The sequence below is a fragment of the Nocardioides sp. L-11A genome, assembly GCA_029961745.1.
Taxonomy (GTDB): Bacteria; Actinomycetota; Actinomycetes; order Propionibacteriales; family Nocardioidaceae; genus Nocardioides.
Genome location: CP124680.1, coordinates 724,380 through 738,046, shown reverse-complemented (window position 1 = coordinate 738,046; position 13,667 = coordinate 724,380). Strand labels below are relative to the sequence as shown.

Annotated in this window: 14 protein-coding genes; 8 read left to right on the top strand and 6 right to left on the bottom strand. The window is 70.1% G+C overall.

Annotation, left to right across the window (positions count from 1 at the left end; translation table 11 throughout):
• Positions 1-26: 26 nt before the first annotated feature.
• Both QJ852_03325 and QJ852_03320 read left to right on the top strand, forming a co-directional pair.
• Positions 27-809, top strand: coding sequence for an enoyl-CoA hydratase/isomerase family protein (locus tag QJ852_03325; protein WGX97473.1), 783 nt, complete (start codon positions 27-29; stop codon positions 807-809).
• Complete coding sequence (locus QJ852_03320; GenBank protein WGX97472.1) at positions 806-2,365, top strand: AMP-binding protein; 1,560 nt, start codon at positions 806-808, stop codon at positions 2,363-2,365. The genes QJ852_03325 and QJ852_03320 overlap by 4 nt, the downstream gene beginning before the upstream one ends.
• Positions 2,366-2,444: 79 nt before the next feature.
• Here the strand turns inward: QJ852_03320 and QJ852_03315 are convergent, their stop codons facing one another.
• From QJ852_03315 to QJ852_03295, 5 genes are all read right to left on the bottom strand, one after another.
• On the bottom strand, positions 2,445-2,714 hold the full coding sequence (locus QJ852_03315) for a DivIVA domain-containing protein (protein ID WGX97471.1): 270 nt from the start codon (positions 2,712-2,714) through the stop codon (positions 2,445-2,447).
• Between the two features lie 11 nt (positions 2,715-2,725).
• A complete protein-coding gene (locus QJ852_03310; GenBank protein ID WGX97470.1) occupies positions 2,726-3,652 on the bottom strand; it encodes an oxidoreductase in 927 nt (308 codons plus the stop codon).
• 9 nt (positions 3,653-3,661) lie between these two features.
• The gene (locus QJ852_03305) at positions 3,662-4,477 is read right to left on the bottom strand and encodes a maleylpyruvate isomerase family mycothiol-dependent enzyme (protein ID WGX97469.1); all 816 of its coding nucleotides are present in this window, start codon (positions 4,475-4,477) and stop codon (positions 3,662-3,664) included.
• Between the two features lie 206 nt (positions 4,478-4,683).
• Positions 4,684-5,781: a family 43 glycosylhydrolase gene (locus QJ852_03300; GenBank protein ID WGX97468.1), complete on the bottom strand. Its 1,098-nt coding sequence runs from the start codon at positions 5,779-5,781 to the stop codon at positions 4,684-4,686.
• A gap of 117 nt (positions 5,782-5,898) precedes the next feature.
• A complete protein-coding gene (locus QJ852_03295; GenBank protein WGX97467.1) occupies positions 5,899-7,764 on the bottom strand; it encodes an acyl-CoA dehydrogenase in 1,866 nt (621 codons plus the stop codon).
• A 206-nt stretch (positions 7,765-7,970) separates the two neighbouring features.
• On the opposite strand from QJ852_03295, the gene QJ852_03290 reads away from it, so the two are divergent.
• Positions 7,971-8,429 carry an Rrf2 family transcriptional regulator gene (locus QJ852_03290; protein WGX97466.1) on the top strand — a complete coding sequence of 153 codons (459 nt, stop codon included), beginning with the start codon at positions 7,971-7,973 and terminating at the stop codon, positions 8,427-8,429.
• Positions 8,430-8,508: 79 nt separating this feature from the next.
• On the opposite strand, the gene QJ852_03285 is transcribed toward QJ852_03290, so the two are convergent.
• On the bottom strand, positions 8,509-9,177 hold the full coding sequence (locus QJ852_03285; GenBank protein WGX97465.1) for a hypothetical protein: 669 nt from the start codon (positions 9,175-9,177) through the stop codon (positions 8,509-8,511).
• A 107-nt stretch (positions 9,178-9,284) separates the two neighbouring features.
• Here QJ852_03285 and QJ852_03280 point away from each other — a divergent pair, with 107 nt between their 5' ends.
• The 5 genes from QJ852_03280 to QJ852_03260 all read left to right on the top strand — a co-directional run bounded on the left by QJ852_03280 (position 9,285) and on the right by QJ852_03260 (position 13,604).
• Positions 9,285-9,737, top strand: a complete 453-nt coding sequence (locus tag QJ852_03280) for a nuclear transport factor 2 family protein (protein WGX97464.1) — start codon at positions 9,285-9,287, stop codon at positions 9,735-9,737.
• 45 nt (positions 9,738-9,782) lie between these two features.
• On the top strand, positions 9,783-10,274 hold the full coding sequence (locus tag QJ852_03275; protein ID WGX97463.1) for an FBP domain-containing protein: 492 nt from the start codon (positions 9,783-9,785) through the stop codon (positions 10,272-10,274).
• A gap of 645 nt (positions 10,275-10,919) precedes the next feature.
• Positions 10,920-11,930, top strand: coding sequence for an ABC transporter substrate-binding protein (locus QJ852_03270; protein WGX97462.1), 1,011 nt, complete (start codon positions 10,920-10,922; stop codon positions 11,928-11,930).
• Positions 11,927-12,733 (top strand): ABC transporter ATP-binding protein, encoded by an 807-nt coding sequence (locus QJ852_03265; GenBank protein ID WGX97461.1) that lies wholly within the window; start codon positions 11,927-11,929, stop codon positions 12,731-12,733. Before QJ852_03270 ends, QJ852_03265 begins: the two co-directional genes overlap by 4 nt.
• 13 nt (positions 12,734-12,746) lie before the next feature.
• A complete protein-coding gene (locus QJ852_03260) occupies positions 12,747-13,604 on the top strand; it encodes an ABC transporter permease subunit (GenBank protein ID WGX97460.1) in 858 nt (285 codons plus the stop codon).
• The last annotated feature ends 63 nt before the right edge of the window (positions 13,605-13,667 follow it).

The following is a 13,667-nucleotide window of genomic DNA, read 5'->3' as shown; positions in this document are numbered from 1 at the left end:
ATCCCCCACCGACCAGAGGAGTACCCATGACCACCCCCAGTCCCGAGCCCGTCGTCGTCGAGTCCGGACCCGGCGACGTCGCCGTGATCACGCTGAACCGCCCACAGGCGCTGAACGCGCTCAACGTCGACCTGCTGGTCGGCCTCACCGACGCCCTGCGCGAGGTCCAGGGCGGCGGCCCGGTCGTCGTCCGCGGCGCCGGGCGCGCGTTCTGCGTGGGCGAGGACCTCAAGGAGACCCTCGCGCCGCGGACCGGCACGGCCGAGGAGCTGCGGACCGCGTTCGAGCTGCTCCAGGACGTCACCCGGCTGATGGTCGGCAATCCCGCGCCGATCGTCGCCGCCGTCCAGGGGTACGCCGTCGGCGGCGGTGCCGAGATCGCGCTCGCGGCCGACCTCGTCGTGCTCGAGCGGGGTACCCGGATCCGGTTCCCCGAGGTGCCGATCGGGCATGCGCACACCGGCGGCATCAGTGCCCGGCTGCCGCAGCTGGTCGGGCTGATGCGGGCCAAGGAGCTGCTCCTCACCGGCCGCTGGATCGAGGCCGAGGAAGCGTCACGCATCGGGCTGGTCACCACGGTGGCCGACGACGCGTCCCGCGTCGCCCTCGACCTGGCCGCGACGCTCGGCGGCCAGCCGGCCCGTTCGCTCGCCGCGACCAAGCGCGCCGTCGAGGCGGCCTGCTCGACCCAGCTGGAGCCGACCCTGCGCCTGGAGGTCGAGGCGGCGCTCTACTGCTTCGCGTCGGCCGAGGCCGAGGCCACCTTCGAGCAGTTCACGACCAGCGGCACCGTGGCAGGCGCTCGATGAGCCTGCTCGTCGGCTCGCTCGACATCGACCGCACCCTCCCCGAGCTGCTGGACCGGGCCGCCCACCGATGGCCGGACCGGGTCTTCCTGCGCATCGACGGCGTCGACACGACCTTCGCCGAGTTCCGCGACCAGGTCACCCGACTCGCGAGCGGACTGGCCCGACAGGGCCTCGGCCCGGGCACCCGGCTGAACGTCTTCATGCGCAACTCGCTCGCCTGCGTGCAGACCTGGTTCGCCGCCACCTGGCTGGGCGCGTCCTGGGTCCCCGTCAACACCGAATGGCGCGGCCAGACGCTCCACAACGCGATCGCGCTCGCCGACCCCGCCGTCGTCGTCGCGGACGGCGACCTCGCCGACGCGCTCCGCGACGCACTGGGCGACGACCTCCGGGCCCCGCTGCTGTCGGCCGCGATGCCGGACGGGGTCGCCTCGCTCGCCGCGTGGATGGGCGGCGCCGGCCTGGCTCCGGCCGAGCAGCGGTCGACGGACACGGCCGGGATGCTCTACACCTCGGGCACCACCGGCCGGTCGAAGGCGTGCGTGCTGTCCCATCGCTACTTCGTCTCCCAGGCGGCGATCGCGGTGCGCGACTTCGGGCTGGGTGAGGACGACGTCCTGTACTGCCCGTTCCCCCTCTTCCACGCCGACGCCACCGCCCTCACCACCGTGCCCGCGCTGCTCGTCGGCGCGACCGCCGCACTCTCGCGACGGTTCTCCGCGTCGCGGTTCTGGGACGAGGTCCGCGCGACCGGCGCCACGGTCTTCGACTTCATGGGCGCGACCCTCTCGATCCTCTACAAGGCCGACCCGCGGGCCGACGATCGCGACCATCGGGTCCGCCTCGCGTGGGGCGTGCCGGTCCCGGACTGGGCACCCGAGTTCGAGCGGCGCTTCGGGCTGCGGGTCGTCGAGCTCTACGGCAGCGTCGAGGCGAACATCCCGATCACCCAGCCGTGGGATCAGCCGAAGGTGCTCGGCTCCTGTGGCCGGGTCACCCCCGAGTTCGAGATCCGGCTCGCCGACGAGGGGGGCGACGACGTACCGGACGGGGAGGTGGGCGAGCTGCTCATCCGCCCCCGCATCGCGGGCACCGTCCTCGACGCCTACTTCGCGAACCCCGAGGCGACGGCGGGCGCCTTCCGCGGCCTGTGGTTCCACAGTGGCGACCTGGCCCGGCGCGACGGCGACGGCAACGTCTTCTTCGTGGGCCGCGGCAAGGACTCGATCCGGCGGCGCGGGGAGAACATCAGCGCGCTGGAGGTGGAGGAGGGCATCGAGGCACATCCCGACGTCCTCGAGTGCGCCGCGGTGGGCGTGCCCAGCGAGCTCACCGAGGAGGAGGTCAAGGTGTTCGTGGTGCCGCGGCCGGGCAGCGGCGTCGACGCGGCGTCGATCTGGAAGCACAGCGAGGCGACGATGGCCCGCTTCCAGGTGCCCCGCTACGTCGCGTTCGTCGACGCGCTGCCGAAGACGCCCACCGGCAAGGTGAGCAAGTCGGCCTTCGCCGACGTGTTCGCCGACGTGCCGACGTACGAACGACAGGACACCCGGTGATCCCTGCTGAGGGTTCGGGAACGAAGCGGCTGACCGGCGTGCCGTCTGAGCGCCTTCCCCGCGCGGCCCGGAGCAGCGCTCAGGCCTCCGCGCGGCGGGTCACCTCGGTCAGCAGCGTGTCGACGTCCGTCTGGTGATAGCCCTCGCGCCAGCGGGTGGTGCCGAAGGTCGCGTCCTTCACGAGTGGCCGCACCGGACGCCCCGCGTCGAGCTCCTCGACCAGGCGGTCGAGGAGCTCGTCGACCTGGCCCATGTCGTAGCCGTGAGCGATCCGCACCGGCCGGAACCGCGCCTCGCGGATCAGCGCCTGCAGGCCACCGGAACCGCGGTTCGGGTAGTACCGATTCATCCCGTCCACCCTCAGGGGTACCTCAGGTCCACGGTCTCCTCGCTGATCTCCCACAGCCGGCGCGCGTTCTCGGCGTTGCGCGCCAGCTTGCTCCGGCCGACCTCGCGGGGCCGGCCGGAGAGCTGCCGGTACCCGCCCGGACCCACGAACGTGTTCCCGGGCAGATCGGCGGTCGCGGCCATCAGCGACGGCCAGGCGCCGGCCTCGGCGGACTGGGAGACCGCCTTCACGCCGGCGTCGAGGATGGTGGCGATGCCGCCGGAGGAACGGCCGTACTGGCCGTTGGCGGCCAGATGGGTGCCCGCGAAGCCGGGGTGGGCGGCCAGCGCGCGGACCGGGAGGTCGGCCGCGCGCAGGCGGCGGTCGAGCTCGGCGGTGAGGTAGAGATTGGCGAGCTTCGTCTGCCCGTAGACCCGCCAGGTGTGGTAGCGCCCGGTCTGCTCGCGCGGGTCGCCGAGCGGGGCCTTGCCGGCGAAGGTGTGGAACAGCGAGGACACGGTGACCACGCGACCATCGGCACTCTGCACGAGTTGGGGCAGCAGCAGGCCGGTCAACAGGAAGGGCCCGAAGTGGTTGGTCGCCATCTGCAGCTCGAGCCCGTCGGCGGTGCGGGAGTACTTCGTGCCCATCACACCGGCGTTGTTGACCAGGACGTCGATCGGGCCGACCTGTGCGACCGCCGCGGCCGCCGTGCGGACCGAGCTGAGGCTGGCGAGGTCGAGGTGCAGCGCCTCGAGCTGGGCGCCGGCGACGTCGGCGCGGATCGCGGCGACGGTCTCCTCGACCTTCGCCGGGTTGCGGCCGGCGAGGATCACCCGGGCGCCGCGGCGGGCCAGCTCGAGCGCGGTGTGGTGGCCGAGACCCCCGAGCGTCGGCCCGGTCACCACCACGGTGCGGCCGGACTGGTCGGGCAGGTCGGCGACGTTCCAGTCGGACATCGGTCTTCCTTAGGGCGTGGTGGCGAGCCCGGCGACGATCCGCTCGCCGAGCTCCTGGTCCCCCGAGATGGTGACGGCGCCGGGCGCCGCCGCGCGGCGGCCGCCGGCGAGCACGATGAAGCTCTCCCGGTCCAGGGCGAGCGACACCGTCGGCGCGTCCGGTACGACGTCGAGCCGCTGTGCCCGGCCGTCGTCGCCCACCCGCACCGCGATCGGCGTGCTGCCCTCGACGGCGAGCAGCGCCGTCGTACCGGCCGGCGGGGCGATCCGCTTGCCGACGACGAAGCCGAACGCCTCGACGAGATAGTCGGCCGTGTGCTGAGCCCCCGGCGTGTCCAGGCCGCCCGGACGACCGACCGCGCGGCGGATGTCCTGCTCGTGCATCCACACGTCGAGCGGACGGTTGCGCAGCAGGGTCCGGGTGTTCCAGCCGATCAGGCCGAAGATGCCGTCGGCAGGAGCGGCGGCATCCTCCGGCGGCGCGGCGTCGAGCGCCGCGCGACGCGCCCCGGTCGCCGTACGGATCTCCTCGATGATGGCGGCCGGATCCCGGTCGCGACGGGTGACCACGCCGATCTCGGTGAACTGCCCCATCGGCCCCGTGACGTGCGACGGGGCACCGATGTCGGCGCTCTCCTCCGGCCCGCCCGCCAGGATCGACTCCAGGTGGGCGGTGTGCGACGCGACCGCCTTCACGTCCCAGCCGGCGAGGTCCGTCGGCGTGCTCCAGTCGTCGGGGCCGAGCTCCTCCAGCAGGGCGACGAAGTCGCCGACCGCGCTCCACCAGTTCTCGACGTAGCCGGCCAGGAGGTCGCGGTCGCTCATGTCGCCGAGCCTAGCGACCCCCGCCGCGGCCAGCGGCAGGAACGCCGGACGAGGAGGCGCAGGGAGCGAGGAACGAGCGACCGGAGCCGAGGAGCACGGCGTTCCCGCCGTGCCGACGTGCTGCCGCCAGGCGGACGGTGGCCGTACGCGGGCCAACCGCGTGCGCGGCAGCGCGGCGCGAGGAACGAGCGACACGCTCGCGCCGATCAATAGGGCGTGGGAACGCGCGCCGGGACACCCTTGCGGGTGAGGTACTTCTTCACCGTCGGCACGCCGGCCGGGAAGGTGAGCCGCGCGGCGTACATCGCCCGGCGGCCGTACTTCTCCCCGCCGTTCCAGGCCCAGTAGCCCGCACCCTTCGGCTTGGAGGAGTGCAGCCGCACCCAGCCGTGGAAGTAGAGCGTGGTGCGCCCCTTGTGCTTGAGCACGTCGCCACCGGCCGGTCCGCAGAGGCCGCCGGTGATGGTCCGGTCGAGCAGCACCGCCGGCACCGAGGCGGACCAGTCGGTGAGCGACGGGGACTGGCGCCAGGTCTGCTGGTAGGAGCACCGGGCGAAGTCCCCCTCGGAGGCGAACAGGTAGTAGCCGCCGGCGTTGCGCAGCAGCACCGGGTTCTCGATGACACCCTCGGCCCGCACCAGCTCGACACTCGGATCGGCCGGGTCCTGGCCGGTGCGCACCTTGCGCCCGCTCCTGCTCAACGGCAGCAGCCGGATGGACGACGGCCGGCCGTCGGTCTTGTACACCAGGTAGTGCTGCTTGCCCTCGGTGTACAGCGACGGGTCGATCACGCCGCGGCTGGGCAGGTCCGGGGTCGCGACCGGGTCGTGCGCGGTCGGCACCAGCGCCCGCGACGGGCAGACCAGCGGCCGCTTGCCGACCGGCCTGAACGGGTCGAGTGCCTTCTTGGCCACGGCGACGCCGATGCAGCGCCCGAACTCACCGAGGCCGGCGACCGGGACCGCGAAGTAGAGGACCCACCTCTTGCCGACCTTCGCGATGTCGGCCGCCCAGATGCCGCCCTGCTCCGCCGCCCACGCCGGTCGCCGGGTGAGCACCGGCTGCTCGTAGCGCCAGGTCCGGCCGGGGTCTTTGTAGGCACGGTTGATCTGCGGCCCGGTCGCCACCACGACCATCCGCTTGCCGACCATCGCGACGCTCGGGTCCCCCACGTTGCCGTTGAAGAACGGCTCGGGGTAGCGCTCGCTCGGGTCGTCGGCCCGGGCCGGCGTCCCGCACAGGGTCAGCACCAGCGCGGCGAGGACGGCGAGGACGCAGGCGAGGCGGGGAGCGGGTCGAGACACCCGCAGACCATAGGCCACGCCGGGCCCGAACCGACCCCCCGGCGTACGACGACGGCCGCCCCGGTTGCCCGGAACGGCCGTCGCACGGTCAGACGCCGTGGGGCGTCGACGGTGGGATCAGAAGGCAGCCTCGTCGAGCTCCATCACGTCCAGGCCGGTGGCCTGGGCGATCCGCAGCTCCGCGGACACCCGCGGCAGGTTGAGCTGCGCGAACCACTGGGCAGCGGCGAGCTTGCCCTCGTAGAACGCCTTGTCGTTGCCGGCGTCGCCGTCGAGCTTCTCCAGCGCGACCTCGGCCCCGCGCAGCAGCAGCCAGGCGCAGACGACGTCGCCGAGCGCCATCAGCAGCCGCGTCGTGTTGAGCCCGACCTTGTAGATGTTCTTGATCTCGTCCTGGGCGGACATGAGGTCGTTGATCATCAGCCCGACCATCGCCTCGGCGTCGGCCAGTGCGGTGGCGAGCAGCTCGCGCTCGTTCTTGAGGCGGCCGTTGCCCGCACCCGACTCGATGAACGCCTTGATCTCGCCCGCGAGGTGGCCCAGCGCCTTGCCCTGGTCCTTGACGATCTTGCGGAAGAAGAAGTCCTGGCCCTGGATCGCGGTGGTGCCCTCGTAGAGCGTGTCGATCTTGGCATCGCGGACGTACTGCTCGATCGGGTACTCCTGCAGGAAGCCCGAGCCGCCGAAGGTCTGCAGCGACTCGGTGCCGAGCAGCACCCAGGAGCGCTCGGAGCCGTAGCCCTTGACGATCGGGAGCAGCAGGTCGTTGACGGCCTCGGCCAGCTCGTCGCGCTCGCCGGCGGCCTTGGCGCGGTAGACCGTGTCCTGCCAGGTCGCGGTGTAGAGGACCAGCGAGCGCATCGCCTCGGCGAAGGACTTCTGGGTCATCAGCGAGCGGCGTACGTCGGGGTGGTGGGTGATCGTGACCCGCGGCGCGGCCTTGTCGGAGGCCTGCGTGAGGTCGGAGCCCTGGACCCGCTCCTTGGCGTAGTCGAGCGCGTTGAGGTAGCCGGTCGACAGCGTCGCGATGGCCTTGGTGCCGACCATCATCCGGGCGTTCTCGATGACGTCGAACATCTGGCGGATGCCGTCGTGGACCTCGCCGAGGAGCCAGCCCTGCGCGGGCTCGCCGCCGCCGACCTGCGGGTCGCCGAAGGTGAGCTCGCAGGTGTTGGACACCTTGATGCCCATCTTGTGCTCGACGTTGGTGACGTAGACGCCGTTGCGCTCGCCGGTGAGCTCACCGGTCTGGTGGTCGAAGTGGTACTTCGGGACGAGGAAGAGGCTCAGCCCCTTCGTGCCCGGGCCGCCGATGCCCTCGACGCCCTTCGGGCGGGCGAGGACGAGGTGCATGATGTTCTCCTGCAGGTCCGACTCGGCGCTGGTGATGAAGCGCTTGACGCCGGAGATGTTCCAGGAGCCGTCCTCGTTGGGCGTGGCATAGGTCTTGCCGGCGCCGACGTCGGAGCCCGCGTCGGGCTCGGTGAGCACCATGGTGGCGCCCCACAGGCGCTCGACCATGATCTCCGCGATCCGGACGTCGCGGGCGACGCCGTTGGCGTTCTTGAAGACGACCGAGCCCATCGACGGGCCCGTGCAGTACATCCAGATCGGCGCGTGCGCGCCGAGCACCATCTCGGCGCTGCCCCAGACCAGCGACGGCGGCGCGGTGGTGCCGCCGATCTCCTCGGGCAGGCCCAGGCCCCAGAAGCCCGACTCCATCCAGGTGTCGTAGGACTTCTTGAAGGACGCCGGGAGCGGCGCGGTGTTGGTCGCCGGGTCGAACACCGGCGGGTTGCGGTCGGAGTCGACGAAGGAGGCCGCGAGGTCCTCGCGGGCGATCCGCTCGACCTCGGAGAGGATCTCGCGCGCGGTGTCGGCGTCCATCTCCTCGTAGATGCCGGTGCCGAGGTAGTCCTGCACGTTGAAGAGCTCGAAGAGGTTGAACTCGATGTCGCGCAGGTTGCTCTTGTAGTGGCTCACAGTTCCCACCATTTCCAGGGTTCGGAGAGGGTTCTCATTGGCTGCTACTCGCCAGTAACTTCATCATACGGGGGGTGCTAGCTGCGGGCAAGCACGGGGGCCGCGCGATCGCTCACACCCGCCGCCGCCCAGCGGTCCAGGACACGGGGCCCGCGAACCCCACCTAGGTCGACTGAGTCGATCGAGCAATCTGACAGACTGTCCCCATGCGCGTCTCCGCCAAGTCCGACTACGCACTGCGGGCCCTGATCGCCATGGCGAGCCGGTCCGACGGTCGGGCGGTGAGCGCCGAGGAGCTGGGCCGGCTCCAGGACATCCCCCACGGCTTCCTCCAGGCGATCCTCGCCGACCTGCGCCGCGCGGGCATCGTGATGTCCCAGCGCGGCCAGTCCGGCGGCTGGCGGATGGCCCGCGAGGCCGCGACGGTCTCGGTCGCCGACGTGATCCGCGCCGTCGACGGCCCGCTCGTCTCCGTCTACGGCCTGCGCCCCGAGGCGGTCAACTACAACGCCGCCGCCGAGGTCCTCCAGCACGTGTGGATCGCCGCCCGCCGCGCCCTGCGCGAGGTGTTCGAGGACGTCTCGATCCAGCAGCTCGCCGACGGGGAGCTCCCCGAGACCGTCACGTCCCGAACCGCGGACGACGACGCCTGGGCTCCGCACTAGACCCACTCGGGTTGTCGGTTCAACTACCGGATCTGTTGCGAAACGCGCGCGCTGGCGACGAATTCGGTAGGTGAACCGTTCAGGCGGCGCTGTTCAGCTTCCGCTTCAGCTTGCGGCGCCTGCGATCCAGCTCCTCGAGCCGGACCTCGAGGGAGGCGTTGCGGCGGGCCAGCCGCTCGATCTCGCGCAGCGCCTCCGGCAGGGTCTGCAGGGTCGCCGACGCGCGCGGTACGGCGTCGAGCCGCAGGGACGCCGTACCGAAGCCGACGGTGCGGCCGAAGGCGGTCCAGACCTCGCCGGGCTCGAGGCCGTCGGTCTCGATGACATGCAGGCGCTCGGGCTTGCGGCAGGCCCCCTGCCAGCGCGCGATCGCCGAGGTCTCGTCCTCGTGGCCGGCGGTGAGCACGACGTGGACCTGGTGGCCCGCGAGGGCGTCGACGAGGAGCGCGACCTGGTCGGGGGCGGCCGCGGCGAGCAGCGACTGGCTGAAGACCAGGTCGCAACGGCTGCTGCGGGCCCTGCGGACCAGGCGCGTCCACTGGCCCTCGACGTCGCTGCGCTTGAGGCCCCAGTCCCGGTGGGAGCGGGTCATCTCCACCGCGGCGCGGAAGCTCTCCGCCGTCGACCGGGCGAGGGAGGCGACGCCGAGCTCGACGAGCGCCGCGTGATGGTGGGCGAGGGCCGACTCGACGACGTCGCCCGCGCCGGGCATGCCCACGTGGATCCAGGCCTTCTGCTTCTTCGCCATGCTCGCACCGTGACAGTCGCCGATGAGCGCCCCGTGAACCCACGGTGACGCGGAGCGGTCCACTCGGAGGGCTAGAACACGTTCTAGATTCGCCCTACGATGGGCCCATGATCACCTCCGACGCGATCGTCTGGAACGCGCCCAACGACCCGCACCCGGCCCGCGCGGCATCCCAGCGCTCCTACTCCGCGGTCGCGAAGGGCGACCTCGCCGAGTGGCTCACGGTGTACGCCGAGGACGCGGTGCTCGAGGATCCGGTCGGCCCGTCGATGTTCGATCCCGAGGGCAGGGGGCACCACGGCCACGCCGGCATCTCGGCGTTCTGGGAGAAGGCGATCGCGCCGATCGCGACCTTCGAGTTCCAGATCGACGACTCGTTCGCCAACCCGGGCGGGAACACCTGCGCCAACATCGGCCGGATCAAGACGTCCTTCCCCGACGGCTCGCACACCACGACCGACCTGATCATGGTCTACGTCGTCGACGACGACGGCCGGGTGAAGTCGATGAAGGCGTTCTGGGAGCCGGACCGCACGATGGCGAGTTTCACCTCCGCCTGATCCGTCCCGGAAAATCGGTGGCGGGGGCGCCTAGGGTGGATCGACGTGGAGCCCCTCACCGAGCAACAGATCCGTGCGTCCTTCGTGAACTGCTCGAAGGGCGAGGCGAAGCGGCTCAACGTCCCGCGCACCCTCGACGAGCAGCCGTGGGAACAGCTCGACTTCCTCGGCTGGCGCGACCCGCAGTCGCGGGTGCGGGGCTACGTCGTCGCCGAGGTCGACGGGGCGCCGTACGGCATCGTGCTCCGGGCGACCGACGGCAGCGCCGGGATGCCGCGCAAGAACCTCTGCGGGCTGTGCCTGACCCCGCACGGCTCCGGCGGCGTGGTGCTGATGGTGGCGCCGCGCGCCGGGAAGGCCGGGCAGAACGGCGACTCCGTGGGCACCTACATGTGCGCGGACCTGCAGTGCTCGCTGTACGTGCGCGGCAAGAAGGTCAGTGACCAGGGCCGGCTGCCGGAGTCGCTCGGCCCGGAGCAGCAGGTCGAGCGGCTGACCGACAACCTCGCGACCTTCCTGCGCCGGGTGCGGGGCTGACCGCGGCCGTCACTCCGCGATCGCGGCGGCGAGCCAGCTGACCAGCGGCGCAGCCGACACCAGTCCTCACGAACGCGACCTGGCGCCTCTTGTCCCTTCGCGAAACGAACGTCAAGGGCAACGGGAAATCGTTGACAGCCCTATATCCCGCATGCCAACATGGCGTATCGCTTGACGTGAATGATCTTCTTCAAGCGGTCGAGATGTAGATCGACGGTCCCGGTGATGCCGAGCGCCCCGGATGACCGACCTTCTGCTGACGTATCCGATCGTTCGAATGCACGCCATCCGCGCGTGACGGACGCTACGTCAGAGAGGAGTCGATCCGAATACATCACCTTCTGTTGCGACTCGTCCCCGATGGGTCGCACCCGCCACTCAGTACCAGGGCCTTCTCGGCCGTTACTGAGACCGCGGCACCCCGTCTCTGATTCGACGTCGTTCCCGCGACGTCAATTCGTGACGCCCTGATTTTGGGCGCGAGCCTTTCTTGGCGACCCAACAAACCCAATCGCTGCCTACAAGTGAGGAACTATGAAGACCATTTCACAGCTTGCGCTCAGCGGATTGACCGTTGTTCTCGGATTGACCGTCAGCGCGTGCGGCTCGGACTCGAACGCTGCCGACACGTCGGACCGTCAGCCGGTGGAAGGCGCGACCGACATCGCGGGCTACGCCCCGGACGACGCGGCATGTCAGCGGAACAAGGAAGCAGGGAAGATCACCTACATCTCGTCCTACAGCTACGCCGCCAGCGGCTCGATCATGGACGTCTTCATGGCGCGAGACCTGGGCTATTACGACGCCCTGTGCCTCGACGTCGAGATGAACACCGCCGGCGCGTCGGGCCAGCAACTGGTCAACGCCAACAAGGCCCAGTTCACCTCCGTGGGGTCGGCGCCCAGCGTCCTGGACACCGTGGTGAACGCCGACAACATCACCGCGGTGGCGACCTACGGCACCACCGACCCGCACTGCATCCTGGCCCACAAGGACATCAAGACCCTCAAGGACCTGGAGGGCAAGCGGCTCGGCTACTTCACCCAGGTCGCCCCGGTGGCCCGGGCACAGCTCGCCAAGGCCGGCGTCGACCTGGACAAGGTGAAGTTCACCAAGATCACCAACTACGACCCGACCATCGTCACCCGCGGCACGATCGACGCCGAGATCGCCTACGCGTCGAGTCAGTGCGCCAGCCTCAAGGAACAGGGCATCGAGTTCAGCGAGTTCCTGCCGGCCGACGCAGGCGTCGAGAGCACCTACAGCGTGATGGAGGTGAACTCGACCTTCCTCGAGGAGCACCGGGACACCGCCGCCGACTTCATGCGGGCCACGTTGAAGGCGCTCCAGTACTGCCTGGACAACGAGGACAAGTGCGTGGAACACGTGACCGAGCTGGCCGCCCAGGACAACCAGGGCGACTCGTTCCCGTTGGACCAGCAGAAGCGGACCTGGGCCGTGGAGTCGCAGTGGATCCGGGACAGCACGGTCAAGCCGCTGGGTGCCCACACCCGTGAGGAGTGGGAGGCAGCCGCTGCGCTGACTCGGGAGTTCAGCGACACGAAGGAGATCCCGGATCTCGACACCGTGGTCGACTTCGACCTGGTCACGGACCTGTACGACGCTGCCGGCGTGCTGATCTGGCCCGGCGAATGAACGCGGCGCTGACCACCGCAGGTGCCGAGGTCACGGCACGAGGAGTCACCAAGAGGTTCGGCGTCCGCGGCCAACCGGTCACGGTTCTCGATGACGTCGATCTGCGCATCGCCCCGGGCGAGTTCGTCTCGGTGATCGGTCCCAGCGGCTGCGGCAAGTCCACCCTGCTGCGCATCATCGCCGGGCTCCTGGATGCCGACGAGGGGTCGGTCGCGATCAACGGCGAGGCAGTTCCCCAGGCGATTCGCCACAAGGCGATGGGACTGGTGCCGCAGACCCCGGCCCTGCTGCCCTGGCGCTCGGTACGCGACAACGTCCTGTTGCCCACCCAGGTGAACACCGCTGCCAACGCGGGCCGCAACCTGTTGGACGTCGACGAGCTGCTCACCTCCTTCGGCCTGGGGAAGGACCTGCGCAAGTACCCACGCCAGTTGTCCGGTGGCATGCAGCAGCGCGTCGCGATTGCCCGCGCCTTCGTGTTCGACCCGCCCGTCCTGCTCATGGACGAGCCGTTCTCAGCCCTGGACGAGATCACGCGGGACCAGCAACGACTGGGGCTCCTGGACTTCTGGCAGTCCAACCGGCGGTCGGTCATGTTCATCACGCACTCGGTTCCCGAGGCGATCCTGCTTTCGGACCGCGTGGTGCTGATGGCGGCTCGACCGGGACGAATCGCCGAGATCACCGAGATCGACCTGCCACGACCCCGGGACGAATCGGTGTTCCTGAGTCCGCAGTTCCGTGAGTACGAGATCCGGATCCGGGAGGGCCTGAGGAGGGTGATGAAGAATGCCGAGGACTGAGGAGGCATCCAGCGTGACGGTGGAGCTGGAGCAAACACGTCGACCACGTGCCGAGAAAGCCGCAGGAAAGACCCTGAAGAGTGCGGTTCCGAAGGGGTCTGCCCGGGCGCGCTGGCGTTTCGGTCTCTGGGTTCCGCCCCTGGTCACCTTTGCGCTGCTGGGAATCGCATGGGAATATGTGGCCCACTCGAACCCCTTCGTCATCCCACCTCTGGGAAATATCGTCGAAAGCATCACCAACGACCCCAGCGCCTATGGGAACAATCTCCTGGTCACCCTGAAAGAGGTGGCGGTGGGAGGCGGCGCTGCCGTCGTCCTGGGTTATCTGTTGGCCGTTCTGATGTGCGAGTTCAAGATTCTGGAACGCGCTCTCATGCCGGTGGTGATGGTCATCATGGTGACGCCGGTGATCGCGATTGCTCCGGCGTTGGTCGTGGCCTTCGGATTCGGGATGCTGCCCAAGTACATCGTCACCATCATCGTGGCGATCTTCCCGATCCTGATCAACTCCCTGGCCGGGCTCAGAGCGGTGGACCCGGGCACGCTGGACGTGCTCCGGGTGGTCGACGCGAGCAGGTGGGAGATCTTCTGGAGGCTACGGTTCCCGGGGAGCATGCCGTTCTTCTTCGCCGGGCTGAGGATCGCCATCCCCTTCGCGATCATCGGGGCCGCGGTCGCCGAGTTCGTGGCTGCCGGAGAGGCGGCCGGGTTGGGCGCCATGGTCTCCATCGCCGCATCCCAGGCGAACCTCGAAGTGACCTGGGCCGGAATCTCGATGTTCTGCGCGCTGGGACTGCTCCTGGTCGCTGTGTTGACGCTGCTGCGCCGTCGGATCCTGTGGTGGGACAACCACGGCCGGGCCCCCAAGTAGTGCCGGAGCCGGCCCGTGGCCCGCGCGGACGGGCGGCCGGCAGTGACGTTCGAAGGTCCACAG